We start from the raw sequence: 23,960 nt of genomic DNA, 5'->3' as shown, positions 1-23,960 counted from the left end.
AGGGATGCTCTTATGCTCTTTCGTGGAGTGAGAGGAGAAGCCGTGACCCAGCTGTTCACGCGTGCGGCGACGACCGGTGCCTGCCTGGCGATGGTGGCCGTCGGTGCGATGATGGCGGCGTACGGGCCCGTCATCCCCGAGCTGCAGGCCCGGTTCGGCCTGTCCGAGGCCGCCGCGGGAGGCGGCCTGTCCGTGCAGTCCGCGGGGGCTGTGGCCGGCGTTCTGGCCGCACAACCGCTCCTGCGCGTCTTCGGCAACCGGGTCGCGGTCTCGGTCTCGCTGGCCCTGGTCGCGGCCGGCGCCGCGCTGATCTGCCTGGCCCCGGCCTGGCCGCTGGTGCTCGCCGGTGCGGTGATCGCGGGGCTCGGATTCGGGGGCTGCGACGTGCTGATCACGCAGCTGTTCATCCTCGGGCAGGGCACCAGGGGGCATGCCCTTGTCAACGTCGCGCACGCGTGCTTCGGGATCGGTACGGTGGCATCTCCGCTGCTCATCGCGGTCATCGGAGCGGGTCGCTATCCGCTCATGTTCGGGGCGATCGCCCTGGTGGCCCTCGGCGCCCTCGCGACCATGCACGGGCTCGTTCCGCGCCCGACGCCTGCCGAGGCTGTCGCGGCGGCCGATGCTGTTCGACACACGCGTCGACCGCGCGTGACCGCCACCGGAGCGGTGATCGTCGGTGGCCTGCTGGTGCTCTACATCGCGCATTTCGCGGTGCAGTCCGGCATCGGCAACTGGGAGCCGACCCGCCTGATCGACCTCGGCTCCGGTGCATCCGCCGCGAGCCTGGCCACTGCGGGCTTCTGGCTCATGATGGTCGTCGGGCGGTTCCTCGTCGTGCCCCTGGCGCACCGGGTGCATCCGGAGACGATCGTGATCGTCAGCGCCATCGGCATGACCGTCGCGATCCTGGTCGCCCTGATCCCGGCGGCGACGGTCTGGGCGTACCTGGCTGCCGGCCTGTTCATCGGCCCGATCTTCCCCAACGGCCTCACGTGGCTGGCGGCGACGGGGCGCGCCCACGGCTCTGCGTTTGCCTATGTGATCGCGGGGGCGATGGTCGGAGCGGTGATCTGCCCGCCCGCGATCGGCGCGGTGATCGCCGTGGCGGGGACGGGCATCCTCGCTCCCGCGCTCCTGATCGGAGCCGTCCTCACCGTGATCGCCGCGCTGATCGTGCGCGCAGCCACCCGTCGCGATCAGGAGCGGTCGCGCCCCTGAGGCGTGCGGCCGCGGCGTATCGGCCCCCTGGCCGGCGCAGACTGCGGCGCAAGCCCGTGATCGCGTGGGCGGAGCGTGCGATGATCGGGCCGCGTCCTCGGCGCGGAGCGGACGGCAAGGCGGCATGGAGCACCCGGAGACACCCCTCGTCGGGGATCTCCTCCCCGAGCCACGCGGGCGGGATGAGCGGGGCCGCCAGATCCTGGAGTTCGTGCCGGGTGAGGGCGTGATGGCCGAGCTGCCGCTGAGCGTCGCGGAGGCCGAGCGCGTCGGCCACATCATCCGTCTCCTCCCTGAAGCGAGCGCATCGTTCACGCGGCGGGAGCCGGACGTCGGGGAGACCGCGATGCGGCGGCCGGGGGATGAGATCGTCTCGCACAACGACCTCGCGCCGTGGAACCTCGTCCGGACGGAGGGCGCGGCGGGGTGCCGATGACGCACAGCGCACCGCTGCTCATCATCGGGGTGCCCGCCGCGGTCGACGCGTCCCGCCGGCGCTGAGGTGACCGGCGCCGCGATTTTCATTCAGCAGGCTTCCGTATCGAACCGATCGCGGACGTCTATTGGACACGCCGCGCGCGCCTACGTCAGCATGGGCACAGCAACAAAGAGGTTGCAAGAGGTCCCGCTGATATCGGGAAACACAGCTATGCCCATTGGCTGTTGATCTTCATCGGAGTTGATGAGAATGAGCCCTGCAAAGACGGACTATGACGTCATCATCGTGGGAGCCGGTTTCGCCGGAATCTACGCCATGCACAAACTTCGAGATCAACTCGGTCTCTCCGTCCACGGATTCGAGGCCGGTGAGGGCGTCGGGGGAACCTGGTATTGGAACCGGTACCCCGGGGCGCGCGTCGATATCGAGAGCGTGCACTACTCGTACTCGTTCGATGACGATATTCAGCAGACCTGGCACTGGTCGGAACGCTTCCCCGCTCAGCCGGAGATCCTCCGGTACCTCGAACACGTCGCCGACAGGTACAGCGTGGCGGACGACTTCACCTTCAACATCCGCGTCGAGTCGGTGCGGTGGGACGATCGGTCCGATGCGTGGCAGGTGCGCACCAGTGACGGGCAGACCCATACCGCGAGGTTCTTCGTCTCCGCCGCCGGCACGCTTTCCGTTCCCAAGACCGGGGAGTTCCCCGGAATCGAGAGCTTCCGCGGTCGCACCCTCCTGACCGGGGACTGGCGTGAGGAGGTCGAGCTCGCCGGTCTGCGCGTCGGCATCATCGGCACCGGCTCGAGTGGTATCCAGGCGATCAGCGAGATCGCGAAGTCCGCCGGGTCGCTCACCGTCTTCCAGCGCACGCCCAACTACGTCACGCCGCTGGGAAACTACCCGACAGACCCTGCGGAGGAAAAGGCGGAGAAGGGGGATTATGCGCATATCAGAGCGGCGTCTCGAAATCATTTTCTCGGCGTTCCGTACGACGAGGTGGAGCCCTCGGCGCTTGCGGTGACCCCCGAACATCGGAGAAATGTTTTCGACGATCGATGGGACCGTGGCGGATTTCGATTCTTCATCGACAGCTTCGGCGACATCCTCTTCGACGACGCGGCGAACGAAACCGCGTCCGACTACATTCGTTCGCGTATCAGGGAGCGTGTGAAGGATCCCGCGACGGCCGAGCTCCTCTGCCCGCGGGACTATCCATACGGAACCAAGAGGCCGCCGCTGGAGACTGATTATTACGAGGCATTCAATCGTGATTCTGTTTCTCTTCTGGATGTGCGATCGAATCCTATTGAAACGATTGTTCCGGACGGCGTGCGGCTGGCAGACGGCACCGTCGTGGAGCTCGACGTTCTCGTTCTCGCGACCGGGTTCGACGCGTGCACCGGCCCCCTCCTGGCCATGAACATCTCGGGTCGAGACGGGCGGCGCCTGGCCGATGAATGGGCGGACGGACCGCAGACCTACCTGGGGCTGACCACGTCCGGTTTCCCGAACATGTTCATGATCACCGGGCCGCAGAGCCCGTCCGTGCTCTACAATATGCCGCTGGCCATCGAGGATCATGTCGACCTCACCGCGGACACGATCCAGTACATGCGCGATCACGGGCACACGCTGATCGATCCGAGCGAGCAGGCTCAGCGGCAGTGGGTCGCCGAGACCGCTGCGCTGGCGGAGGCCACGCTGCTGCCCTCGTCCCAGACGTCGTGGTACATGGGGGCGAACGTGCCGGGCAAGCCGCGCCGCGTTCTGGTGTACCTCGGCGGGGCGCCGCGCTATCGCGCCGTCTGCGACAACGTGCAACGCAACGCGTACCGCGGGTTCCGCTTCGCGCAGACGACGGAGGGGCTCGCACAGGCGGAGTACTCCCCGGCTCTCGATCCGTCACTCATGTTCGTCGCAGAGTCGCTTCGGCAGCAGGGCTTCACCGGCTTCCGGGACGCCGGTGTGGCGGCCTCCCGCGCCGCCATCGACTCCTTCGTCGGCATGCAGCGTCCGGCCGCGGAGGTCCGCGAGGTCCACTCCGCGACCTACGGGCCGGACCCGGAGCAGCAGCTGCGGGTGTACGTGCCGCACGGCGATGGGCCGTTCCCCGTTCTGACGTACTTCCACGGCGGCGGTTTCGTCGGCGGAGGGCTGGACGTCGTGGATGAGGTGGCACGAGATCTGGCATCCCGGAGCGGGAGCATCGTGGTCTCTGCCACGTACCGTCGCGCGCCCGAGCACACCTTCCCGTGTGCGCACGACGATGCCGACGCGGCACTGGCGTGGACAACGGCGAACGTCAGCGCCTTCGGCGGCGACCAGGAACGGATCGGCGTCGGGGGCGACTCCGCGGGGGGCATGCTGGCCATCGCGGTGGCGCTCCGTGCCGGGCGCGCCGGTGTGCGCCTGTCCGCACTGCTGCTGGTCTACCCGCTCGTCGCCCTGGATGTCGACACGGCCTCGCGCCGGCGATTCGCCGCAGGCTATGTCATCGAGGCGGACGACGTGGCGTGGTTCGGGGAGCAGTACGCCCCCGACCCCGCACAGCGAGCCGACCGTCGTCTGGCGCTGCTGGACGCCGACCTCGCTTCCCTTCCGCCGGTGCTCGTCATCACGAACGAGTGCGATCCGATGCGTGACGAGGCCGAGCTCTTCGCCCGGCAGGTGACGGAGGCCGGCGGCGATGCCCGCGTGCGTCGCTTCGACGGCCTGGCGCACGGAGCGTTCTGGATGTCGCTCGTGGTGCCATCCGCCGGTGAACAGCGGGCCGAGGCCGCGGCGTTCGTGTCGCATTGTCTTGCGCGTTCCTAACGGCGGCGCGTTCCGTCGTCGATCGACCATCGAAGAGAGAAGAGAGAGAATGAGCAATCGACTGGAAGGGCGCACCGCGGTCGTGACCGGAGCGGCTGCCGGGATCGGGCAGGCCATCGCGATCCGGCTCGCCGAGGAGGGAGCCGATGTCGCGATCGCCGACCTTCAGGAGGCCACCGAGACGGTCGAGCGGATCGCCGCGCTGAATCGGCGGGTGCTGGCGGTGCGGTGCGACGCGACGCAGCCGGAGGACGTCGCGGCGTTCGCCGCTGAGGTCGGCACCGAGCTCGGGACCGCGGACATCCTGGTCAACAACGTCGGCGTCTACGGTCTGACGTCGTTCGATGACATCACCTTCGAGGCATGGAAACGGATGTTCGCCATCAACTGCGATTCGCAGTTCCTCATGTCGCAGGCCTTCGTGCCGGGGATGCGCGAGCGCGGGTGGGGTCGGATCATCAGCCTCGCCTCGACGGCGGTCTGGCTGAAGATCGAGCAGTATGTCTCGTACGTGAGCACGAAGGCGGCGAACATCGGTTTCACCCGGAGCCTGGCGGCGGAGCTCGGCCCGCACGGCATCACGGTGAACGCCATCGCGCCCAGCCTGGTGCGCACGGCGACGTCGGCGGCGTCGCCGCTCGCCGAGATGTTCGACGACCTGCCAACGATGCAGTCGATCAGCCGGTTGCAGGTTCCTGCGGATCTGACCGGCGCTGCGGCCTTCCTGGCCAGCGACGATGCGGCTTTCCTGACCGGACAGACGATCGTCGTCGACGGCGGGATGGTGTTCCGCTGATCCGGCGCGTGCCGTCCCCGACCGGTGCCCGGCGCGTCCCGGGTGCCGCGGCCGGGGCGGCGGCGGCCGACTGAGCGTCGCCGCACCGGCTTGCGCCGCCGCGGTCCGGCCCCTCCTCGGGCAGGACCGCGGCGGCGCTGTGCGCGCACCGACAGCGCGGAGCGGGCCGGAGAGCGACCCCGCCTCAGCCCTGGAGCGTCTCGTGCTGGGTCGACGGCACGCCGAATGCGCCTTCCAGACGGCTGCGCGACCCCGGTTGCAGGAGCCGGGCGATGCTCACCAGACCCTGGGCAGACCACGTGCGACGCCGGATCTGGAGGCTGGGCTCGAGAGGCCCGAGCTCGAGGAGATCGCTCTCCTCTGCCGTGGGCAGCACCGCTTCGACCATGTGCTCGCCGCGAACCAGCGGGGCGATCCGCGAGAGGTAGTCGTTCGGTGTGGTCTGCGTGAAGTCCTGAGCGAGGTAGTCGGGCGCCAAGCTCGGATTCACCACCCGATCCTCCAGCTGGATCGGGGTGTCGTCCTCGTAGTGCACGATCAGCGAATGAAAGACGACGTCGCTCGAGAAGTCCTCGGAGAAGTGCCGCGCGATCGGGTTGGCCGCCTCCTCCAGCAGCACGACCCTGGTGTGGTGCCGGTGGCCGCGTCGCTGGACCTCGTCCGCGATGTTCTTCACCTCGAACAGGGGGGATGTGGCCTTCACAGAGGCCACGAAACTGCCCACGCCCATGCTGCGCAGGATGATCCCGTCGGCTGCGAGCTCGCGCAGCGCCCTGTTGATGGTCATGCGCGACAGGCCGAGCGCATCGACCAGCTGGTTCTCTGAGGGGAGCTGGTCGCCCTCATCCCACTGACCGGTGCGGATCCGGTCGCTGATCACGCGCTTCAGGCGTTCATAGGCCGGCCGGCCGTTGCCGGTGGACGCGGCGAAGGCGCGGACGAGCTCTGGCATGTTCACCGCAGGCATCGCGCACCTCCTTGGCCTGTGCATCGGTCGCCTGTCGGCGAGATGTTGCTGGTGCGAGTCTACGGGGGCGTTCATCCGGAGCCCGCCTGGGGTGGTCCGGACGGTGGCGGAGGATCACCAGGCGCGGGTGCGCTGCGCTCGGCCGGCCGGCAGTGGGGTCTCACGATCGGCCTCCCCCCTTCGTGCGTCGAACGGCCGGTGCCGGCTGCCGTCGCCCTCACCCGGATTCGTCGTTGACAAGTCACCTGTATATACCGCACTATACAGGTGGTGGACCGGGGGGTGCGATCGCCGTTGTGCGCAGGATCGACGTCACGCCCGGGTCACGCGCACCGGCACGACTGAATGGAGCATCCATGACGATCACGTCCCCAGGGCACGAGGCCCGCCCCGTCCGCGCTCCCCGCGGCGCCGAGATCTCGGCCAAGAGCTGGCAGACCGAGGCGCCGCTGCGCATGCTCATGAACAATCTCGATCCGGAGGTGGCGGAACGACCGGACGACCTCGTCGTGTACGGCGGCACCGGCCGGGCCGCGCGGAGCTGGGAGGCCTTCGACGCGATCGTCGACACGCTGCGCGACCTGGAGGACGACGAGACGCTGCTGGTCCAGTCCGGCAAGCCCGTCGGCGTCTTCCGCACCAGCGTCTGGGCGCCGCGCGTGCTCATCGCCAACTCCAACCTCGTCGGCAACTGGGCCACCTGGCCGGAGTTCCGCCGGCTCGAGGACGAGGGCCTCATCATGTACGGCCAGATGACGGCGGGCTCCTGGATCTACATCGGCACCCAAGGAATCCTGCAGGGCACGTTCGAGACCTTCGCGGCGGTGGGCAGGAAGAGGTTCGGCGGCACGCTCGCCGGCACCATCACCCTCACCGGCGGGTGCGGCGGCATGGGCGGAGCGCAGCCCCTCGCGGTCACCCTCAACGACGGCGCCTGCCTCATCGTCGACGTCGACGAGACCCGCCTGCGCCGCCGGGTGGGCAAGCGCTATCTCGATGAGGTGGTCACCGACCTCGACGAGGCCCTCGCCCGTGTGCAGCAGGCGAAGGACGAACGGCGGGGCTGGTCGGTCGGCCTTGTCGGAAACGCGGCAGAGGTCTTTCCCGAGATCCTGCGCAGGCATCGTGCCGGGGAGATCACGATTGACGTCGTCACCGACCAGACCAGCGCGCACGACCCGCTCAGCTACCTGCCCGTCGGCTATGCGGTGGAGGAGTGGCAGCGCCGCGCAGCGGACGACCCAGAGACCTTCACGCGCGACGCGCAGGCATCCATGGCCGCGCACGTGCGCGCCATGGTCGAGTTCCAGGACGCCGGGGCCGAGGTCTTCGACTACGGCAACTCGATCCGCGATGAGGCCCGCACCGGCGGCTACGACCGCGCGTTCGCGTTCCCGGGCTTCGTGCCGGCCTACATCCGCCCGCTCTTCTGCGAGGGCCTCGGGCCGTTCCGGTGGGCGGCCCTCTCGGGCGACCCCGAGGACATCCGGGTCACCGACGAGGCCATCCTCGAGCTTTTCCCGGAGAACGAGCACCTGCACCGCTGGATCCGCGCCGCGCAGGAGCGCGTGGAGTACGAAGGTCTGCCGGCTCGCATCTGCTGGCTCGGCTACGGCGAGCGCGCCAAAGCCGCGGTGCGGTTCAACGAGCTGGTCGCCGAAGGCCGGCTCGCCGCGCCCATCGTGATCGGCCGCGATCACCTCGACTCCGGCTCGGTGGCATCGCCCTACCGGGAGACCGAGGCGATGGCGGACGGCTCAGACGCCATCGCCGACTGGCCGCTGCTGAACGCCCTCACCGCGACAGCCTCCGGCGCCACCTGGGTGTCGCTGCATCATGGCGGCGGCGTCGGCATCGGCCGTTCGCTGCACTCCGGTCAGGTTTCGGTGGCCGACGGAACGCCGCTCGCCGCCGAGAAGCTGCAGCGTCTGCTGACCAACGACCCCGGCATGGGGGTGATCCGCCATGTCGATGCCGGATATCAGCATGCGGTCGACGTGGCCAGGGAGCGCGGGGTGCGCATCCCGGTGGCGCCGGTGGTCAGGGACGGCGGCGAGTCAGCCCGTGCGGCGGCCGCGGCGGGCAACAGCGCAGCGCTGAAGAACTAGGGCAACGCCCCTGCGCGGGCGGCTCCCGGTGCTGCCGCTGGGCAGGTCGGCCGCCGCGGGGGAGGGGCGAGCACAGCAGGGGGCGGCCGGCCGCGATCGCGGGGTGGTGCGTCGCCGATGCGGGATCGGGGATGATTCCGTGAGATCCGAATGAAGGACGAATGATGACAGAGAAGGATCCCACCCCCACGACACAGATGCTGACCGTGGAGACGCGCACGATCGACGTCGTGCCGGACACCGAGCGGCACGGTTCGCCGCGGAGCCAGTTCACGCTCTGGTTCGGGGCGAACATGCAGATCACCGCGATCGTCGACGGCGCGCTCGCGGTGGTCTTCGGTGCGGACGCGCTCTGGGCGATCATCGGTCTCCTCATCGGAAACCTCGCCGGTGGCGTCGTGATGGCCCTGCACGCCGCGCAGGGGCCGCGCATGGGGTTGCCGCAGATGATCTCCAGCCGCGCCCAGTTCGGGGTCAGGGGCGCCGCGATCCCGCTGGTCCTGGTCGTTCTGATGTACCTCGGCTTCGCCGCGACGGGCACGGTGCTCACCGGCCAGGCGATCAACAAGATCCTGGGTGTGGAGACGCCCGCGGTCGGGATCGTCATCTTCGGTGCGCTGACGGCGATCGTCGCGATCTTCGGCTACCGGCTGATCCACGTCGTCGGGCGGGTCGCCACCGTCGCCGGAATCATCGGTTTCACCTATCTCGGGATCCGTCTCTTCCTCGAGTACGACATCCCCGCGCACATCGGGGTGATCCCCTTCGAGATCCCCACCTTCCTGCTCTCGATCGCGCTCGGCGCCGGGTGGCAGCTGACCTTCGGGCCGTACGTCGCCGACTACTCCCGCTACCTGCCCCGCACGACCAGCGAGCAGACCACCTTCTGGTCGACGTACGCGGGCAGCGTGATCGGCTCGCAGTGGTCGATGACGCTGGGGGCGCTGGTGGCAGCGGTCGCGGGCGATGCGTTCCTCGGCAACCAGGTCGGCTTCATCGGCGAGCTCGGCGGCCCGGTGCTGATCGGGATCGTGCTGTACCTGGTGATCGTGTGCGGCAAGCTCGCCGTGAACGTGCTCAACGCCTATGGCGGGTTCATGTCGGTGCTCACCACCGTGACCGCGTTCCGGGGGCGTGCCCGCATCTCCGGGCTGGCCCGCGCGCTCTACATCGTCGCCTTCATCCTCATCTCCATGGTGATCGCGCTCGCCGCGAGCGCCGAGTTCCTGGACAACTTCCGCAACTTCGTGCTGTTGCTGCTGATGGTGTTCACACCGTGGTCGGCGATCAATCTCGTCGACTACTACCTGATCTCCCGGGAGCGGATCGACATCCCCGCCCTCTACGATCCGAAGGGGAGGTACGGATCATGGAATGTGCCGACGCTGCTCGTCTACGCGGCCGGGGTGCTGGTGCAGATCCCGTTCCTCGCGCAGAAGCTCTACACCGGCCCCATCACCCATCTGCTCGGCGGAGCGGACATCTCGTGGATCGTCGGTCTGTTCGTGACCGGCGGGCTGTACTACGTCGTCGCGAAGCGCACGAACCATCCGCCCGAGCGCATGATCTATCCCACCGACGCCCAGATGGAGGACCTCCGCATCGATCGGACGGTGCGACCCTCGGACCCCCGCACCGGATCGCCCGGTCGCCGCGGATGACGCCCAGCATGGAAGGACAACGCGCATGACCACGACCCTCCCCGGGATCGACCGGCTTCCTTCTCCGTGGCACGGGAGGGATGACGGGCCAGGACCGGAACACCGACGGTGGCATCACCGGGTGCGGCCCTTCACCGACGATCATGCCGCCGGTGCCACGGTGATCGTGGGGTTCGCCTCCGATGAGGGGGTGGTGCGCAACCGGGGCAGGGCGGGAGCCGCGCGCGGACCCGTCGCGCTGCGTACAGCCCTGGCCGGCCTGGCGCTGGCCCGACCGGACCAGGCTCTGCTGGACGCCGGGGACGTGGTCGTGGCCGACGGGGACCTCGGTGCCGGGCAGGAACGCCTGGGCCGCGTCGTCCATGCGATCCGTGCGGCCGGTCACCTTCCGGTCGTGCTGGGGGGCGGTCATGAGGTCGCCTACGGCAGTTACCTGGGCATCGCAGACACCACCGAGCGCGATGCCAAGCCCGTGCTCGGCGTGCTGAACCTCGACGCGCATTTCGATCTGCGCCCAGACCCGGTCCCGTCGTCCGGCACCGGTTTCCGGCAGATGCTCGAACGGGAGCAGTCCATCGGCCGCCCGCTGAGATACGACGTGCTCGGGATCAGCCAGCCGAGCAACACCCAGATCCTGTTCGAGACAGCGCGCGCCCACGGCGTGCGGCACCTCCTCGACGACGACTGCCAGGACATCGCCGCGGTCGACGGCTTCGTCACCCGGTTTCTGGACGACGCGGACCTGGTCTACCTCACCATCGATCTGGATGTGCTTCCCGCGGCCGTCGCCCCCGGCGTGAGCGCGCCCGCCGCCTACGGCGTGCCCCTTTCGGTGATCCAGCATGTGTGCGATCGCGTCGCCCGGAGCGGCAAGCTCGCCCTCGTCGATGTCGCAGAGCTCAACCCCGACCTGGACATCGACGATCGGACCGCGCGGACGGCCGCCCGGCTGATCCACCGGATCGTCACCGGCGGACAGCCGCTGCGAGCCGGGGGCGCTGGCACCCCCCTGTCCTAGGTGTGATGTCCAGGGAGGTTGTTTTCGATTCTGCTGATGGGTGGGGCTCCGATGGCGGAGTGGTGCCGGTGATGATTGTAGAAGTGGAGTCAGCCGGGGAGCGCGGATCGGCGCTCGGCTTCTGATCCGTAGAAGCGTGCGTATGCCCAGCCGTCAGCGAGGGTGCGGTGGAAGCGTTCGATCTTCCCGTTGGTCTGTGGCCGGTAGGGGCGGGTTTTCTTCGCGGTGATCCCGAGCTGGGCGCGGGCATCGCGCCAGGCGTGGGACTTGTAGGCGGAGCCGTTGTCCGAGAGGACGCGCTCGACGGTGACACCGCGTTCGGCAAACCAGGCGACGGCGCATTCGAGGACGTCGATCGCGGTGGCGGCCTTCTCGTCGGAGTGGATCTCGGCGTAAGCGACGCGGGAGTGGTCGTCGATGACGGTGTGCACGAACGCGGTGCACAGCCTGGGCTCGTGGCGGTGGTTCCTGTTCTTCGTGCGGGTCGCGGTGGCTTCGCGGTTGCGCTCACCCTTGGACGCGTCCGACGAACCGCCAGCCTCCGCCGTCGGGGATGTTGCCGGACTTCGTGACGTCGACATGGATCAGCGAGCCGGGATAGTCGTGCTCGTAACGGCGGATCGGTTCTCCCGTGACTCGGTCAATCGCGTGGAGCTTGTTGATCCGGCAGCGCACCAGGACCGCGTGAACGGTCGAGGCGGGCAGACCGAGCTCGCCGGCGATCTGGACCGGCCCGAGGCGTCCCCGCCACCGCCTCTTCACGATCTGCTTGACCACGGGCAGCGGTGTCTTCGTCGGCATCGACCGTGGCCGACTCGACCGATCCGTCATCCCGCCGGGTCCCTCCGACCGCAGCCGGGCCGCCCACTTTCGGGCGGTGACGGGCGAGACCATGAACATCTTCGCCGCCACGGACGGTGGCCAATGATCCTCGACGATCAGGCGCGCCAGTCGAAGCCGGGCTCGCGGGGTCAGGGCAGCGTTAGCGTGGGACACGAGGGCCTCCTGGTTCCTGAAGCGGTTGAACTCAACAGCTCCACTTCACAACCGGAGGCCCTCACCTCTCAGCCCCTCACAGCCGTGTCGCCGAAACAACGTCCCCGGACATCACACCTAGGCGCCTCGCAGGAGGCCATGCTGACGCGCGCAACTGGGCTTCTCAAGGTGCGCGGCCTAACGTGGGACAGCAGGTGACATACGTAGAGCGCGGCATCAGGCATTCCGTAGAGTGGGCACGCTGCTTGCTCAATCGCCAGGAAGATTCGGGCTCATCGCCCCGCCATTGGAGACGCCAGTGCCCCGGTGAAATGAATGTACCTCACCGGGGCAGTAGAACGTCCTTATCGAGTCAGTTCCAGTCTCTGTCTGCGAAGAGCACGTCGACCGCTTGGCGCTTCTCATCGAGTGACAGGTCTAGGCCTGTCATGTTGAGGATGATCGTTCCGTTCCGCAGCCCATTATTACCGAGCACCTTTTCCCAGTACTCCGCCTCTCCGACCGAGTCAAAGCGTTGGAAATCGCCAATCTCTGTCCGCCAACCTTCGATGCAGAGTCCTCTCGTCTCGGTGCATACCTCCGTCGTCATCTCCTGAGGATTGATGTCGTCGACGTAAGCCAGGACGTCCCCGAGCGGACGGTCTCTCAACGCCTGCAGCCCACCGGTGAACCACCAAATTCCGACGACGGCCAGCACGACGGTCAGCACGACCGAAACGACAAGGGTGGTCCTCCGAGGTGACCATCTCCGGGTCTGGGTAGCGGACATGCCATTACCTTCTCATGATCGTCGTTGGGGCTCGCCTCAGTACTGGGTCGCGGTTGTCCAGTTGCAGCGGTGGATCGCGACGCCGTAGGTCCAATCTACGGTGCGGGTCGGGCGAGCCTTCTCCAGGTTCCACTCGCCCGCGAACCACGATCCGTAGGCGTGGAACGCCTCATGCGTTCAGCGTGATCGGCGGGGTCTCGGAACGACCGGGCGGCATCGGGCGCGGTCTGCCACCCGGGCGCCGTCTGGTCATGGTCGTCCTGGCATCGGGATCGGCGCATCCGCCGCTCGAACAATGCCCGCGGTGTCGTGATATCCGCGGTGTCGTGACATAGGGTGGGGAGCATGGGGAACTTGATCTGCGTGTTCGCTGCGACGCGCACGCTTGATGTCCGCGACCGCCGCGCCTGACGGCGCGCTTCGCTGAACGCTTCGCGCGTCGTCCGTCCGAGAGACCATTCGCGTCTCGGAACGGCGATCTCGTGCACCCGTCTTTCGGTGCCGCGCTCTGTCCGCTCCCGAGGCGCTCTCCCCTTCTCCTGGAGCGCGACCATGCCTCGTTCATCCCACGGCGGCCGACACGAACTCGGCCAGAACTTCCTCATCCACACCCCCACCATCTCGACGATCGTGGCCCTGACCGCCGCGACCCGCGGGCCCATCCTTGAGGTGGGTGCTGGCGACGGCGCCCTCACCGCGCGGCTCGCAGAGCTCGGCAGGCCGGTGACCGCGATCGACATCGACGAGCACCGGGTCGCTCGGCTGCGCCGGACGCTGCCGCACGTGACGGTCGTGCATGCCGATGCCCTCACGGTGCCTCTGGACCGACCGGTGATCGTCGGGAACATCCCGTTCCATCTCACCACGCCGATCCTGCGACGGCTGCTCCGCACGGGCACCTGGCGCGACGCGGTGCTGCTGACCCAGTGGGAGGTCGCCCGTAAGAGATGCGGGGTCGGCGGCGCCACCCTGCTGACCGCGCAGACCGCCCCGTGGTTCACGTTCTCGCTGCACGGCAGAACTCCCTCGTGGGGGTTTCGGCCGCGTCCGAGCGTCGACGGCGGGATCATGCAGATCACGCGCCGCGCTGAACCGCTGGTGCCCGACGGACAGCGGGCCGCCTATGAGCGATTCGTGCGGGCAGTGTTCACCGGTCGAGGCCGCTCTCTCGGCCGCATCATCGCTCAGGCGGCCCGCGTCGACCCCGGCCGGGTCTCGGCCGCCCTGAGGCGGCACCGTGTCGCCGCTGGTCGGCTCCCGCGTGATCTGACGCCCGAGCAGTGGGCCGGGATCTGGAGCGCGGTGCGCGGCTGAGGGCGTCGGGCGGACGGCCCAGGCCTCCCGGGTCGCCGCGCTGCGGCGGCGTGCGATCCGGGTCAGGCGCTGTCGTCCGCCCGGCGATCCTTCTCGTCCGCCGCTGCGGGAGCCGGGGTCTGAGCGGTGCCGGGGGCCTGTGCCTCCGGCACCAGAGCCTCCAGAAGCGCGCCGATGGTCGCGGCCATGTCGACCGAGGGATCCAGCATCCACTGCAGCTGGAGGCCATCGGTCACCGCGAGGACGATGCGTGCCAGGGTCTCCGGCGCGAGGACGGGCGCCGCGGAGCCTGCGGGCATGCGGCCGATGCTCTCGGCCACGTCCGCGCGGAGCTTGCTGCTGCGTTCCCGGAAGTAGTCGTGCGCGGGGTGACCAGGGTCGACGGCGTCGACCGCCAGGCGGGAGAAGAGCTCGACCAGTCCGGGGACCCCGACGTTGTGCTCGACGAGCTCCAGGTAGGCGTCGCGAAGCTGCTCCGGACCCGGTGCGGAGAGGCTGATGTGGTCGCGGATGTCGCGGCGGCGCAGGACCTCGGTGAAGAGCTGCTCCTTCGATCCGAAGTAGTGCAGCAGCGTTGCCGGGGTCACGCCGACCTGGGCGGCGATGTCCTTCAGGGAGGCGCGGGACATGCCGTGGCGGCCGATCACGTCGAGCGTGGCGTCCAGGATCTCCTCGCGGCGGGCCACCCCTTTCGCGTACGCGCCTCGTTGAGCCATGGGGCGAGTCTAATGCTAAATCGTGTTTGATTTTGAAAGCTGAATCGAATATCGTTTTCGTCATGACACCGCCGTCAGCCCTCTCCACGGCCCCCGCCGATCCCGCCTCCGACGAGACCGTGCGCATCCGCGGCCCGCTCCGCCGCCTGCTGATCTCCCTGATCCCCGCCAACGTCGCGATCTTCGTGATCTGGGGTGCCGTTCCCGGCCTCCTGCTCGCGCTTCAGGTCGGCGCGCTGGACGAGGAGAACAAGGTCGCCAACCTCGCGATCGTCGCCACGCTCGGCGCGTTCTGCGCGATGATCGCCCAGCCCGTCGCCGGGGTGGTCTCCGATCGCACGCGTTCGCGGTTCGGGCGCCGCACACCCTGGATGATCGCCGGCGTGCTGCTGGGCGGAACCGCGCTGACGGTGCTGGGCTTCCAGAGCTCCCTGGTGGGCATCACGATCTGCTGGATGGTGGTGCAGATCGGCTACAACTTCGCTCAGGGTCCGCTCTCCGCGATCCTCCCCGACCGGGTTCCGCGACGGGCTCGCGGGCGCTTCGCCGCGGTCACCGGCATCGGCACCATGGTCGGCATGCTCGGCGGCCAGTTCGTCGGAGCGGGCTACCGCTCCGCCATCCCGGTCGGCTACATCACGCTCGCGCTGGTCGCGCTGGTCGCCATCCTGGTCTTCTGCGCCCTGAACCGGGACGTCTCCTCGGCAGACATGGCACGCGAGCCGTTCTCGCTGCGCACCTTCCTGTCGACCTTCTGGGTGAACCCGGTCGCTCACCCGGACTTCTTCTGGGCGTTCAGTGGTCGGCTGCTGCTGAACACCGGTTACACGGTGGTCTCCGGCTACATGCTCTACATCGTGGCCGACTATGTCGGCGTCGGCCTGGACGCGTCGGCGGCGCTCGCCCCGCTGTTCGCGCTCGCCGCGCTCATCCCGCTGCTGATCGCGACCGGGGTGGCCGGTCCGCTCTCAGACCGGCTCGATCGCCGGCGGCTGTTCATCTTCGTCTCCGGCGCGATCCTCACCGTCGCCCTGATCGCGCCCTGGGTCATGCCCACCGTGACCGGCATGTTCATCTTCTCCGTCCTGGCCGGCATCGGCATGGGGTGCTTCCACTCGGTCGACACCGCGCTGATCACCGAGGTGCTCCCCTCGAAGACCTCCTATGCGAAGGACCTCGGCGTGGTGAACATCGCCGCGACGCTTCCGCAGACCGTCGCGCCGGGTGTGGCGGGGGCGATCGTGCTGCTCTTCGGCTACAGCGCCCTGTTCCCGGTCGGCATCGTGCTGTGTGCGGCGGGAGCGCTCTCCGTCTGGCCGATCAAGTCTGTCCGCTGACCTCGCCCCTCTCGCATCCCGTTCGGAAAGGACCCGCATGACCACGTCACCTGCCGCAGACCTCACCCTCGAGGAGAAGGCCTCGCTCACCAGCGGCGCCGACTTCTGGACGACGAAGGCCGTCGAACGCGCTGGCATCCCGTCGATCATGATGACCGACGGTCCGCACGGGCTGCGCAAGCAGTCCGGCGCCACCGACCACCTCGGCATCGCCGGCAGCGTCGCGACCACCTGCTTTCCCCCGGCGGTCGGGCTCGGCTCCTCCTTCGATCCGGAGCTGGTCGAGCGCGTCGGCGCCGCGATCGCGCTCGAGGCGGCGATCGAGGACGTCGCTGTCGTGCTGGGCCCGGGCATCAACATCAAGCGGTCCCCGCTGTGCGGGCGCAACTTCGAGTACTACTCCGAGGACCCCATCGTCTCCGGCGTGCTCGGCGCGGCCTCGGTGCGGGGCATCCAGTCGCGCGGGGTCGGGTCGTCGCTGAAGCACTTCGCCGCGAACAACCAGGAGTTCGACCGCATGCGGGCAAGCTCGGACATCGACCCGCGGCCGCTGCGCGAGATCTACCTGCGCGGATTCGAGCACGTGGTCAGGAGCGAGCAGCCCTGGACCGTGATGTGCTCCTACAACCGCCTCAACGGCGTCTGGACCTCGGAGGACCCGTGGCTGCTCACCCGGGTGCTGCGCGAAGAATGGGGATACGACGGGCTCGTCGTGTCCGACTGGGGCGCCGTCAACGACCGCGTGGCCGGTGTCGCGGCTGGGCTGGACCTGGAGATGCCCGCCTCGGGCGGGCGCACCGACGCCCAGCTGGTGGAGGCGGTCCGCGACGGCCGGCTCGACGAGCGTGTTCTCGACGTCGCCGCCGGGCGCGCCATCGATCTGGTCCGCAAGGCGCAGCGGCGCCCCGCCGTCTCCGGTCCGCTCGACGTCGACGCCCATCACGCGCTCGCCCGCGAGGCGGCCGGCCGCTCGGTCGTGCTGCTCAAGAACGACGGCGGGATCCTCCCGCTCGCTCCGCAGACCCGGGTGGCCGTGATCGGGACGTTCGCCGCGGAACCGCGCTTCCAGGGCTCCGGGTCGTCGTTCATCAACCCCACGCGGCTGGACGCGGCGCTCGACGAGCTCCGTGCCCTCGGCGGCGATGCCGTCACCTATGCCCCGGGCTTCCCGATCGAGGGCGGCGCGGTCGCGGCGTCCGGCCGCTCAGCGGATGACCTGCGCACCGAGGCGGTGGCAGCGGCCGGTGACGCCGACGTGGCGGTGGTCTTCCTCGGTCTGCCTGCCGTGGCGGAATCGGAGGGCTACGACCGCGACCACATCGATCTGCCTGCGGACCAGCTGGCGGTGCTCGACGCCGTGCTCGAGGCCAACCCCCGTACCGTCGTGGTGCTCTCCAACGGCGGTGTCGTGGCGCTGCCCTTCGCCGACCGTGTGCCGACGATCGTGGAGGGGTGGCTGCTCGGGCAGGCCGGTGGCGGAGCGGTCGCCGACGTGCTCTACGGCGTCGTCAACCCCTCCGGGAAGCTCACCGAGACCATTCCGGTGCGTCTCGAGGACAACCCGTCGTTCGGCAACTTCCCCGGCGAGTTCGGACACGTCCGCTACGGCGAGGGCATCCTCGTCGGTTACCGCTGGTACGACGCGAAGAACCTCGATGTCACCTTCCCGTTCGGCCACGGCCTCTCCTACACGACCTTCGCGTACGGTCAGGTCGCGGCATCGATCGACGAGCAGGGCGATGTCGCCGTCGCCCTCGACATCACCAACACCGGGTCCCGCGATGGGCGCGAGGTCGTCCAGGTCTACGTCGCGCCCGAGCGGTCCGCGGTGCAGCGCGCCCCGCGCGAGCTGAAGACCTTCGCCTCGGTGGCGCTCGCCGCGGGGGAGACCCGTCGCGTTGAGCTGACCGTGCGCCGGGAGGATCTCGCCTACTGGGACATCCGGGTCGGCCGGTGGATCGTCGAGGAGGGCGCCTACCGCATCGAGGCCGCGGCATCCAGCCGTGACATCCGTTCGAGCACCACGGTGACCGTCGCGGGCGACGAGGTGCGCCTGCCGCTCACCCTCAACTCCTCGATCGGGGACGTGCTCGCCCACCCGATCGCCGGACCGATCGTCCAGCAGGCGCTGGAGGGTCTGCGCGGCCAGCTCGACGGCGTGGATGCCGCTGGTGCCTCGATGATGGCCAGCGAGGAAGCCGTGCAGAAGATGATGGCGTCCTTCCCGATCGGCCGCATCGTGAGCTTCCCGGGCATGCCGGTGTCGCGCGAGCAGGTCGAACAGCTCATCGCCGCGTCCAACGCGGCGTCCGGGACGGCCTGATCCGACCAGAAGAGCCCGTGCGGACGATGCGCTGAGCGTCTTCCGCACGGGCTCATCCGCCGAGGACGGTGAGCCGGGCTCGGCGGATCGCTCGTCACACCGTGGGCTGATCGGTGCCGGGTTCCTCTTCCTTTTCGAGCCGCTCGTCCGTGTCGACGGACGAGTCGTCCGTCTCGGTCACCTCGACGGCCTCGGCGGCCTGTTCCTTCGCCTCGGCCAGCGCGGCTTCCTCCCGGCGCTCTTCGCGCCGCTTCTCTCCGAACATGCTCTCTCCTTCCGGGGTCACGGCTCCGGTGCGCTTCGCACGCCGTCGTGCCCGGTCCACCGGGCCTCGGCAGCGCCGTCGCGTGCGGCCAGGATACGGCGGGCAGACGTGCGCCGGACGCGGTGAAGCCGTCCGGAGCAGAGCGCTGACGGCCGTGCTTCCTGCACTGTTCCCCTGCCGGAGGGGAGCGCGGCGGGGGTGACATCCGGCACGTTCGTCACCTCGCATCCTGCGGCGCGACCGTCCCGTCGGAGGGGAAACCGCCGCTCGCACGGAGCCATCTGATCGGTCACGCCGTCCTGCACGACGATAACAAACCGGGAACGCACCGGGGCCGCTCGTGCGGCACGGCGATGCGTTCCCGGCGGACCCGAGAAGCCCCGGGGAGCCTCAGCCTTCGGCGTGGTGCACGGTGAGTCCGCGTGCGAGGTGGTCGTCGACGACGTCCTGCCACGGGATGACCCCGTGCGCCTGCGCCCAGGCCTCGTACTCGGCGATGAGCTCGCCGAGCAGGCCGGGGTGCTCGCTGGCCAGATCCTGCGCTTCGACGCGGTCGGCCTCGATATCGTAGAGTTCCCACGCGCTGCCCCACTCCCGGACGAGCTTCCAGCGCCCGCGACGCACGGCCGCGTTGCCGACGTGCTCCCAGTGCAGCACCCGTTCGCCGCCGTCGTCCGCCGGCTCACGCCAGAGGCCCAGCAGGCTCTGGCCCTCCGTGTCCGCCGGCAGACCGAGGGCGTCGAGCACCGTCGGCACGATATCGATGACGTGCCCGGGCGCCCGGCTGATCGCCCCGTTCGCGTTCACGCCGCCGCCGGGCCAGCTCGCGATGAACGGGGTCGAGATCCCGCCCTCGTGCACCCACCGTTTCCACATCCGGAACGGCGTGTTGGAGACGGTGGCCCACGGCACGCCGTAGCTCTGATAGGTGTTCGCGGGACCCGGCATGACCTGCGGATCATTGCCGACGACGACCGTCTCCCCCGATGCTGTCTCGGGGGGACAGACGAGCTCGTTGAAGACCCGCAGCCCCGGCGGGAGCTCCTCCGCGCACCCGCCGTTGTCGGAGAAGAACAGCACCAGGGTGTCGTCCTCCACTCCGCTCTCGGCGAGCGCGTCCAGGATCTGCCCGACGCCGCGGTCGAGCGATTCCACCTGGGCGGCGTAGACCGCCATCCGCTCGCGCTGCCATTCGCGGTCCTGCTCCGGCCACTCCGGCAGCGCTGCGGGGTCGGAGGATTGATCGGCCCCCGGCACCACGCCGGTCTCGTCGAGCCGGCGCAGGCGCTCCTCGCGGACAGCCGACCACCCGGCGTCATACCGGTCGCGGTACTTGGCGATGTCCTGCTCCGCGGCATGGAGCGGCCAGTGCGGCGCTGTGTAGGTCAGGCACAGCAGAAAGGGGTGCTCTGCCGCGGCGTGCCGACGGACGAAGTCGACGCCGGAGGCGGTGATGTCGTCGGTGAAGAAGTAGTCCTCTGGCAGATCCGCCTCCGGTACGCGTTCCTCTCCCGCGATCAGCGGCGGTCGGTAGTAGCTGGTGGCACCGGGGATGATGCCCCGGAACTCATCGAAGCCCCGTCGCGTCGGCCAGGTGCTGGTGGGGGTGCGCATGTCGCTGGCCAGATGCCACTTGCCGAAGATGCCGGTGGCGTACCCCTGTTCCTTGAGCCGTTCGGCGAGGGTCGGCACCTCCGTGGTCAGCGAGCCGGGATAGCCGTTCGGACGATTGTCGGTGGTGAGCACGCCGATCCCGACCGAATGGGGGTGGTGTCCGGTCAGCAGGGCGGCGCGCGAGGGTGAGCACCGCGGCGTGACGTAGTACGAGCTCATCCGCACGCCGCGGGCGGCGAGCCGCTCCAGCTCTGGCGTGTCGACCTCGCCGCCGAACGGGCTGATGTCGGAGAAGCCGAGGTCGTCGGCGAGGATGATGATGACGTTCGGACGGGTCATGCCGGATCCTTCCCGGGGGGTGGGGTCTGCGCGAGCAGATAGGGTTCGAAGAAATCGAGGAACCGGGCGACCGAGCCGCCGCGGTCGAACGCGGAGGGATCGAAGACCCACTGGGCGCCGAGGCCGTGGGACAGCGCCAGTATCCAGCGGGCGATCATCTCCGCGTCCACGCCCGGGGGGAGCTTTGCCACGTCGATGGCTGTGGCAGCCCACCCGGTCAGCATCTCGACCAGGTTGCGGTTGCGGTGCAGGAACCATTCGTGCCCGGGGTGATCCGGGGCGGTGCTCTCCGCGGAGAGGATCACGAACAGCTGGACGAGCTCGGGGTGCCGGTCGTTCTGCGAGAGCATCTCCACGAAGGCGTTCAGCGGCGTCGCGCCGGCCGCCTCGAGGGCGTTCCGGTCTGCGGCGTTCTGCTCATCGCGCTCCTGCAGCACGGCGATGAGCAGGGCGGCCTTGGTGGGGAAGTAATGCAGGAGCCCCGCCTGGGTGATGCCGATCTCGCCGGCGATGTCGGCGAGGCTGACCGAGTGGAAGCCGCCGCGCGAGAACAGGCTCATCGCGGTGGCGAGGATCTCCTTGCGACGCTCCTCGCCGCGGGGGCGGGCGGTGACGCCTGGCTTGCTGCGGCGGTTGGCCGTCGCCGGTGTACGCGATTGTGTCACGGTTCTTCCGATCTCTCTGCGGGCAGGGTGGCGCAGCCGTCGCGGGCGTCGACGGTCACGCCAGGGCCTTGTCGAGGTCGGGCGTCGCCGCCAGCAGCGTCTGCGTGTACGCGTGCTGCGGTGCGCCGTAGACCTGGGCCGTTGTTCCGGTCTCCACGATCCGGCCGGTGCGCATGACCGCCACCCGGTGGCTGATCTCGCGGACCACGGTGAGGTCGTGCGAGATGAACAGGTATGCCAGGCCGTACACGTCCTGCAGCTCGCGCAGCAGGTCCAGGATCTGCGCCTGGATCGACACGTCCAGGGCGGAGACGGGCTCGTCGAGGATCAGCAGCTGCGGGTCGGACGCGAGGGCCCTGGCGATGCCGATGCGCTGACGCTGCCCGCCCGAGAACGCCCAGGGGTAGCGGTCCAGGTGCTCCGGCCCCAGGCTCACCCGCTGCATCAGCTCGACGCTGCGGTCGCGGATCTCGCGCCGGGGGACACCGGCGATGCTCAGTGCCTCCTCGAGCGACTGCCCCGCTGTGCGACGTGGATTGAGCGAAGAATAGGGATCCTGGAAGACGTACTGGATGGCTCTGGTCATCGTCCGGCGCTCGTCCGCGTTCCGGTGCGCGGCGTCCGTTCCGTGCACGAGGATCGCCCCGTCCGTCGGGGTGTTGATCCCGACCACCGTGCGGGAGAGGGTGGACTTCCCGCACCCCGATTCGCCCACCAGGGCGAGGGTCTCGCCCTGTCCGATGTGCAGCGAGACCCCGTCCACCGCGTAAAACGGCTTCGCCGCACGGAACATGCTGCGGCGGTGCGCGTTGAGGTCCACGCGCAGGTCGCGCAGTTCCAGCACGGGCGCCGCCGCCGCGGTCGGGTGATCCGCGCGCAGCGGGGAGTCCATCTTCGGGATGGCCGACATGAGGCCGATCGTGTAGGGCTCGCGCGGCGCGGGGAGCACCTGGCGCACCGGGCCGCGCTCGACGATCGAGCCTCTGTACATCACAGTGACATCGTCGCAGAGCTCGGCGACCACGCCCATGTCGTGGGTGATGAACACGATCGCGATGCCCAGGTCGTCCCGCAGCCGGCGGAGGAGGTCGAGAATCTGCGCCTGGATCGTCACGTCCAGGGCGGTCGTCGGCTCGTCGGCGATGAGCACGGCCGGCTCGTTGGCGAGTGCGATCGCGATGACGACCCGCTGGCGCATCCCGCCGGAGAACTGATGCGGGAACTTCTCGGCGGCGTCCTCGGGGTTCGGGATGCCCACCTTCTCGAGGAGCTCGATGGCGCGTCTGCGGGCGGCGTCCCGCTCGACACCGTGGATGCGCATCGCCTCGACGATCTGATCACCGATGCGCATCACGGGATTGAGCGCGGCCTGCGGATCCTGGAAGATCATGGCGATCTCCTTGCCGCGCACGGCGAGCATCTCCTTCTCGCTGAGGGCGAGCACGTCGCGCCCGAGCAGCTCGATCTGTCCGCCGGTGATCCGGCCGGGATGGCGCAGCATCCGCATGAGCGACTTGGAGGTGACCGACTTGCCGGAGCCGGATTCGCCCACGATGCCGAGGATCTGGCCGGGGGAGAGCTCGAAGCTGACGCCGTCGACCGCCGTGAGGGGGCCCTCCGGCAGGTCGAAGGTGACCTGGAGGTTCGTCACGCGCAGGACGGGGGAAGCAGTGTCGCGGATCATGTGCGGTTGACCGTTCCGTTGAGGGCGTCGGAGATGAGGCTGAACGACATCGACAGCAGGATGAGCGCCAGCGTGGGGCCGATGATGTACATCGGTGCCTGCTCGATGAAGCGGATCCCCACGTTCAGCAGTGATCCCAGGGAGGGCTCTGGCGGCTGGATGCCGAGGCCGATGATGCTCAGGCCGGCTTCGATGAAGATCGCCACGACGACGAAGATCGCGCCGTTGACCAGCACCGGATCCACCGCGTTCGGCAGGATGTGCCGCACCAGGATGGTGCCCTTGCCGACGCCGAGGGTGCGTGCTGCGGTGACGTACTCGCGCTGCGACTGCTCCAGCAGCGCGGCACGGGCCTGGCGGGCGAAGATCGGCAGACCGCTCACCGCGATCGCCACGACCAGCGCCGCCCATCCTGGCCCCATGATCAGCACGATGCACACCCCGAGGACGACCCCGGGGAAGCCGAGGATGATGTCCATCACGCGCTGCACGAAGGAGCCGGCGAAGCGCGAGAGAGCGCCGACGAGGCCGAGGGCCGTTCCCGCCACCAGGCTGATCGGGACCGCCACCGCGATGATCGACAGATCCATGCGGAGGCCGAAGACCGTGCGGATGAAGATGTCCCGGCCCAGTTCGTCCGTGCCGAACAGGTGGGCCGCGCTCGGACCCTGGAAGGAGTTGCCGCTCTGCTTGTCGTATCCGCCGGGGAAGAGGACCGGCGCGAGCGTCGCCAGCAGTACCAGGACGACCAGGATGATCAGGCCAGCCAGACCCCGCGGGGAGCGGAAGGCGGACAGATAGCGGCGGAAGGTCGCGCTCGGGGTGAGGCGGCGCTGGCGCCGGTGCGTGGTCGCCACGGCGTGGGTCGAGGGGACGGCGATGTTCCTCGTCGGGTCGGGGTGCGACAT

The 23,960-nt window shown here is 69.1% G+C and carries 18 protein-coding genes and 1 pseudogene; 10 read left to right on the top strand and 9 right to left on the bottom strand.

Annotation, left to right across the window (positions count from 1 at the left end):
* Nucleotides 1-42 precede the first annotated feature (42 nt).
* From AC3RXY_RS00720 to AC3RXY_RS00705, 4 genes are all read left to right on the top strand, one after another.
* Nucleotides 43-1,221: an MFS transporter gene (locus AC3RXY_RS00720; protein WP_491508960.1), complete on the top strand. Its 1,179-nt coding sequence runs from the start codon at nt 43-45 to the stop codon at nt 1,219-1,221.
* Nucleotides 1,222-1,345: 124 nt separating this feature from the next.
* A complete protein-coding gene (locus AC3RXY_RS00715; protein ID WP_491508959.1) occupies nt 1,346-1,657 on the top strand; it encodes a hypothetical protein in 312 nt (103 codons plus the stop codon).
* A 252-nt stretch (nt 1,658-1,909) separates the two neighbouring features.
* Nucleotides 1,910-4,480 carry a flavin-containing monooxygenase gene (locus tag AC3RXY_RS00710; RefSeq protein WP_491508958.1) on the top strand — a complete coding sequence of 857 codons (2,571 nt, stop codon included), beginning with the start codon at nt 1,910-1,912 and terminating at the stop codon, nt 4,478-4,480.
* Nucleotides 4,481-4,529: 49 nt separating this feature from the next.
* Nucleotides 4,530-5,276 carry an SDR family NAD(P)-dependent oxidoreductase gene (locus AC3RXY_RS00705; RefSeq protein WP_491508957.1) on the top strand — a complete coding sequence of 249 codons (747 nt, stop codon included), beginning with the start codon at nt 4,530-4,532 and terminating at the stop codon, nt 5,274-5,276.
* A gap of 184 nt (nt 5,277-5,460) precedes the next feature.
* Here the strand turns inward: AC3RXY_RS00705 and hutC are convergent, their stop codons facing one another.
* Entirely contained in the window at nt 5,461-6,243 is a 783-nt protein-coding gene (gene hutC / locus AC3RXY_RS00700; protein ID WP_491508956.1) for a histidine utilization transcriptional repressor HutC, read from the bottom strand.
* A 356-nt stretch (nt 6,244-6,599) separates the two neighbouring features.
* Between hutC and hutU the strand changes: the two genes are divergently transcribed.
* The 3 genes from hutU (at nt 6,600) to hutG (ending at nt 11,030) form a co-directional block, all read left to right on the top strand.
* Nucleotides 6,600-8,351: a urocanate hydratase gene (gene hutU / locus AC3RXY_RS00695; RefSeq protein WP_491508955.1), complete on the top strand. Its 1,752-nt coding sequence runs from the start codon at nt 6,600-6,602 to the stop codon at nt 8,349-8,351.
* Between the two features lie 164 nt (nt 8,352-8,515).
* Complete coding sequence (locus tag AC3RXY_RS00690) at nt 8,516-10,012, top strand: purine-cytosine permease family protein (protein ID WP_491508954.1); 1,497 nt, start codon at nt 8,516-8,518, stop codon at nt 10,010-10,012.
* Nucleotides 10,013-10,037: 25 nt separating this feature from the next.
* Nucleotides 10,038-11,030 (top strand): formimidoylglutamase, encoded by a 993-nt coding sequence (hutG, locus tag AC3RXY_RS00685; RefSeq protein WP_491508953.1) that lies wholly within the window; start codon nt 10,038-10,040, stop codon nt 11,028-11,030.
* Here the strand turns inward: hutG and AC3RXY_RS00680 are convergent.
* Together AC3RXY_RS00680 and AC3RXY_RS00675 are read right to left on the bottom strand one after the other, a co-directional pair.
* A pseudogene (locus AC3RXY_RS00680) lies at nt 11,027-12,026 on the bottom strand (IS481 family transposase). The gene hutG and the pseudogene AC3RXY_RS00680 sit on opposite strands and share 4 nt — an antisense overlap.
* A 352-nt stretch (nt 12,027-12,378) precedes the next feature.
* Nucleotides 12,379-12,735, bottom strand: coding sequence for a hypothetical protein (locus AC3RXY_RS00675; protein WP_491508952.1), 357 nt, complete (start codon nt 12,733-12,735; stop codon nt 12,379-12,381).
* 612 nt (nt 12,736-13,347) lie between these two features.
* Here AC3RXY_RS00675 and erm point away from each other — a divergent pair.
* Nucleotides 13,348-14,109: a 23S ribosomal RNA methyltransferase Erm gene (gene erm / locus AC3RXY_RS00670; RefSeq protein WP_491508951.1), complete on the top strand. Its 762-nt coding sequence runs from the start codon at nt 13,348-13,350 to the stop codon at nt 14,107-14,109.
* 62 nt (nt 14,110-14,171) lie between these two features.
* Here the strand turns inward: erm and AC3RXY_RS00665 are convergent, their stop codons facing one another.
* Nucleotides 14,172-14,825: a TetR/AcrR family transcriptional regulator gene (locus AC3RXY_RS00665; RefSeq protein WP_491508950.1), complete on the bottom strand. Its 654-nt coding sequence runs from the start codon at nt 14,823-14,825 to the stop codon at nt 14,172-14,174.
* A gap of 62 nt (nt 14,826-14,887) precedes the next feature.
* Between AC3RXY_RS00665 and AC3RXY_RS00660 the strand changes: the two genes are divergently transcribed.
* Together AC3RXY_RS00660 and AC3RXY_RS00655 are read left to right on the top strand one after the other, a co-directional pair.
* The gene (locus tag AC3RXY_RS00660) at nt 14,888-16,162 is read left to right on the top strand and encodes an MFS transporter (protein WP_491508949.1); all 1,275 of its coding nucleotides are present in this window, start codon (nt 14,888-14,890) and stop codon (nt 16,160-16,162) included.
* 37 nt (nt 16,163-16,199) lie between these two features.
* Entirely contained in the window at nt 16,200-18,485 is a 2,286-nt protein-coding gene (locus AC3RXY_RS00655; RefSeq protein ID WP_491508948.1) for a beta-glucosidase, read from the top strand.
* A gap of 94 nt (nt 18,486-18,579) precedes the next feature.
* Here AC3RXY_RS00655 and AC3RXY_RS00650 read toward each other — a convergent pair whose 3' ends face one another.
* From AC3RXY_RS00650 to AC3RXY_RS00630, 5 genes are all read right to left on the bottom strand, one after another.
* Entirely contained in the window at nt 18,580-18,750 is a 171-nt protein-coding gene (locus AC3RXY_RS00650) for a hypothetical protein (RefSeq protein WP_491508947.1), read from the bottom strand.
* 390 nt (nt 18,751-19,140) lie between these two features.
* Entirely contained in the window at nt 19,141-20,703 is a 1,563-nt protein-coding gene (locus tag AC3RXY_RS00645) for an arylsulfatase (protein ID WP_491508945.1), read from the bottom strand.
* The gene (locus AC3RXY_RS00640; protein ID WP_491508944.1) at nt 20,700-21,368 is read right to left on the bottom strand and encodes a TetR/AcrR family transcriptional regulator; all 669 of its coding nucleotides are present in this window, start codon (nt 21,366-21,368) and stop codon (nt 20,700-20,702) included. The genes AC3RXY_RS00645 and AC3RXY_RS00640 overlap by 4 nt, the downstream gene beginning before the upstream one ends.
* A gap of 55 nt (nt 21,369-21,423) precedes the next feature.
* Nucleotides 21,424-23,052: an ABC transporter ATP-binding protein gene (locus tag AC3RXY_RS00635; RefSeq protein WP_491508943.1), complete on the bottom strand. Its 1,629-nt coding sequence runs from the start codon at nt 23,050-23,052 to the stop codon at nt 21,424-21,426.
* On the bottom strand, nt 23,049-23,960 hold the full coding sequence (locus AC3RXY_RS00630) for an ABC transporter permease (RefSeq protein WP_491508942.1): 912 nt from the start codon (nt 23,958-23,960) through the stop codon (nt 23,049-23,051). Before AC3RXY_RS00630 ends, AC3RXY_RS00635 begins: the two co-directional genes overlap by 4 nt.

It is taken from the genome of Microbacterium longlingense (genome assembly GCF_058349825.2).
The sequence above is the reverse complement of the archived record's forward strand: the minus strand, read 5'-3'. Positions and strand labels throughout refer to the sequence as shown.

What these genes read in the sequence shown, in the direction of transcription:
- AC3RXY_RS00650 (WP_491508947.1), bottom strand. Translation starts at nt 18,750, where the DNA reads ATGTTCGGAGAGAAGCGGCGCGAAGAGCGCCGGGAGGAAGCCGCGCTG.
- AC3RXY_RS00655 (WP_491508948.1), top strand. Translation starts at nt 16,200, where the DNA reads ATGACCACGTCACCTGCCGCAGACCTCACCCTCGAGGAGAAGGCCTCG.
- AC3RXY_RS00715 (WP_491508959.1), top strand. Translation starts at nt 1,346, where the DNA reads ATGGAGCACCCGGAGACACCCCTCGTCGGGGATCTCCTCCCCGAGCCA.
- AC3RXY_RS00630 (WP_491508942.1), bottom strand. Translation starts at nt 23,960, where the DNA reads ATGTCGCACCCCGACCCGACGAGGAACATCGCCGTCCCCTCGACCCAC.
- AC3RXY_RS00690 (WP_491508954.1), top strand. Translation starts at nt 8,516, where the DNA reads ATGACAGAGAAGGATCCCACCCCCACGACACAGATGCTGACCGTGGAG.
- AC3RXY_RS00710 (WP_491508958.1), top strand. Translation starts at nt 1,910, where the DNA reads ATGAGCCCTGCAAAGACGGACTATGACGTCATCATCGTGGGAGCCGGT.
- hutG (WP_491508953.1), top strand. Translation starts at nt 10,038, where the DNA reads ATGACCACGACCCTCCCCGGGATCGACCGGCTTCCTTCTCCGTGGCAC.
- erm (WP_491508951.1), top strand. Translation starts at nt 13,348, where the DNA reads ATGCCTCGTTCATCCCACGGCGGCCGACACGAACTCGGCCAGAACTTC.
- AC3RXY_RS00705 (WP_491508957.1), top strand. Translation starts at nt 4,530, where the DNA reads ATGAGCAATCGACTGGAAGGGCGCACCGCGGTCGTGACCGGAGCGGCT.
- AC3RXY_RS00645 (WP_491508945.1), bottom strand. Translation starts at nt 20,703, where the DNA reads ATGACCCGTCCGAACGTCATCATCATCCTCGCCGACGACCTCGGCTTC.
- hutC (WP_491508956.1), bottom strand. Translation starts at nt 6,243, where the DNA reads ATGCCTGCGGTGAACATGCCAGAGCTCGTCCGCGCCTTCGCCGCGTCC.
- AC3RXY_RS00635 (WP_491508943.1), bottom strand. Translation starts at nt 23,052, where the DNA reads ATGATCCGCGACACTGCTTCCCCCGTCCTGCGCGTGACGAACCTCCAG.
- AC3RXY_RS00660 (WP_491508949.1), top strand. Translation starts at nt 14,888, where the DNA reads ATGACACCGCCGTCAGCCCTCTCCACGGCCCCCGCCGATCCCGCCTCC.
- hutU (WP_491508955.1), top strand. Translation starts at nt 6,600, where the DNA reads ATGACGATCACGTCCCCAGGGCACGAGGCCCGCCCCGTCCGCGCTCCC.
- AC3RXY_RS00665 (WP_491508950.1), bottom strand. Translation starts at nt 14,825, where the DNA reads ATGGCTCAACGAGGCGCGTACGCGAAAGGGGTGGCCCGCCGCGAGGAG.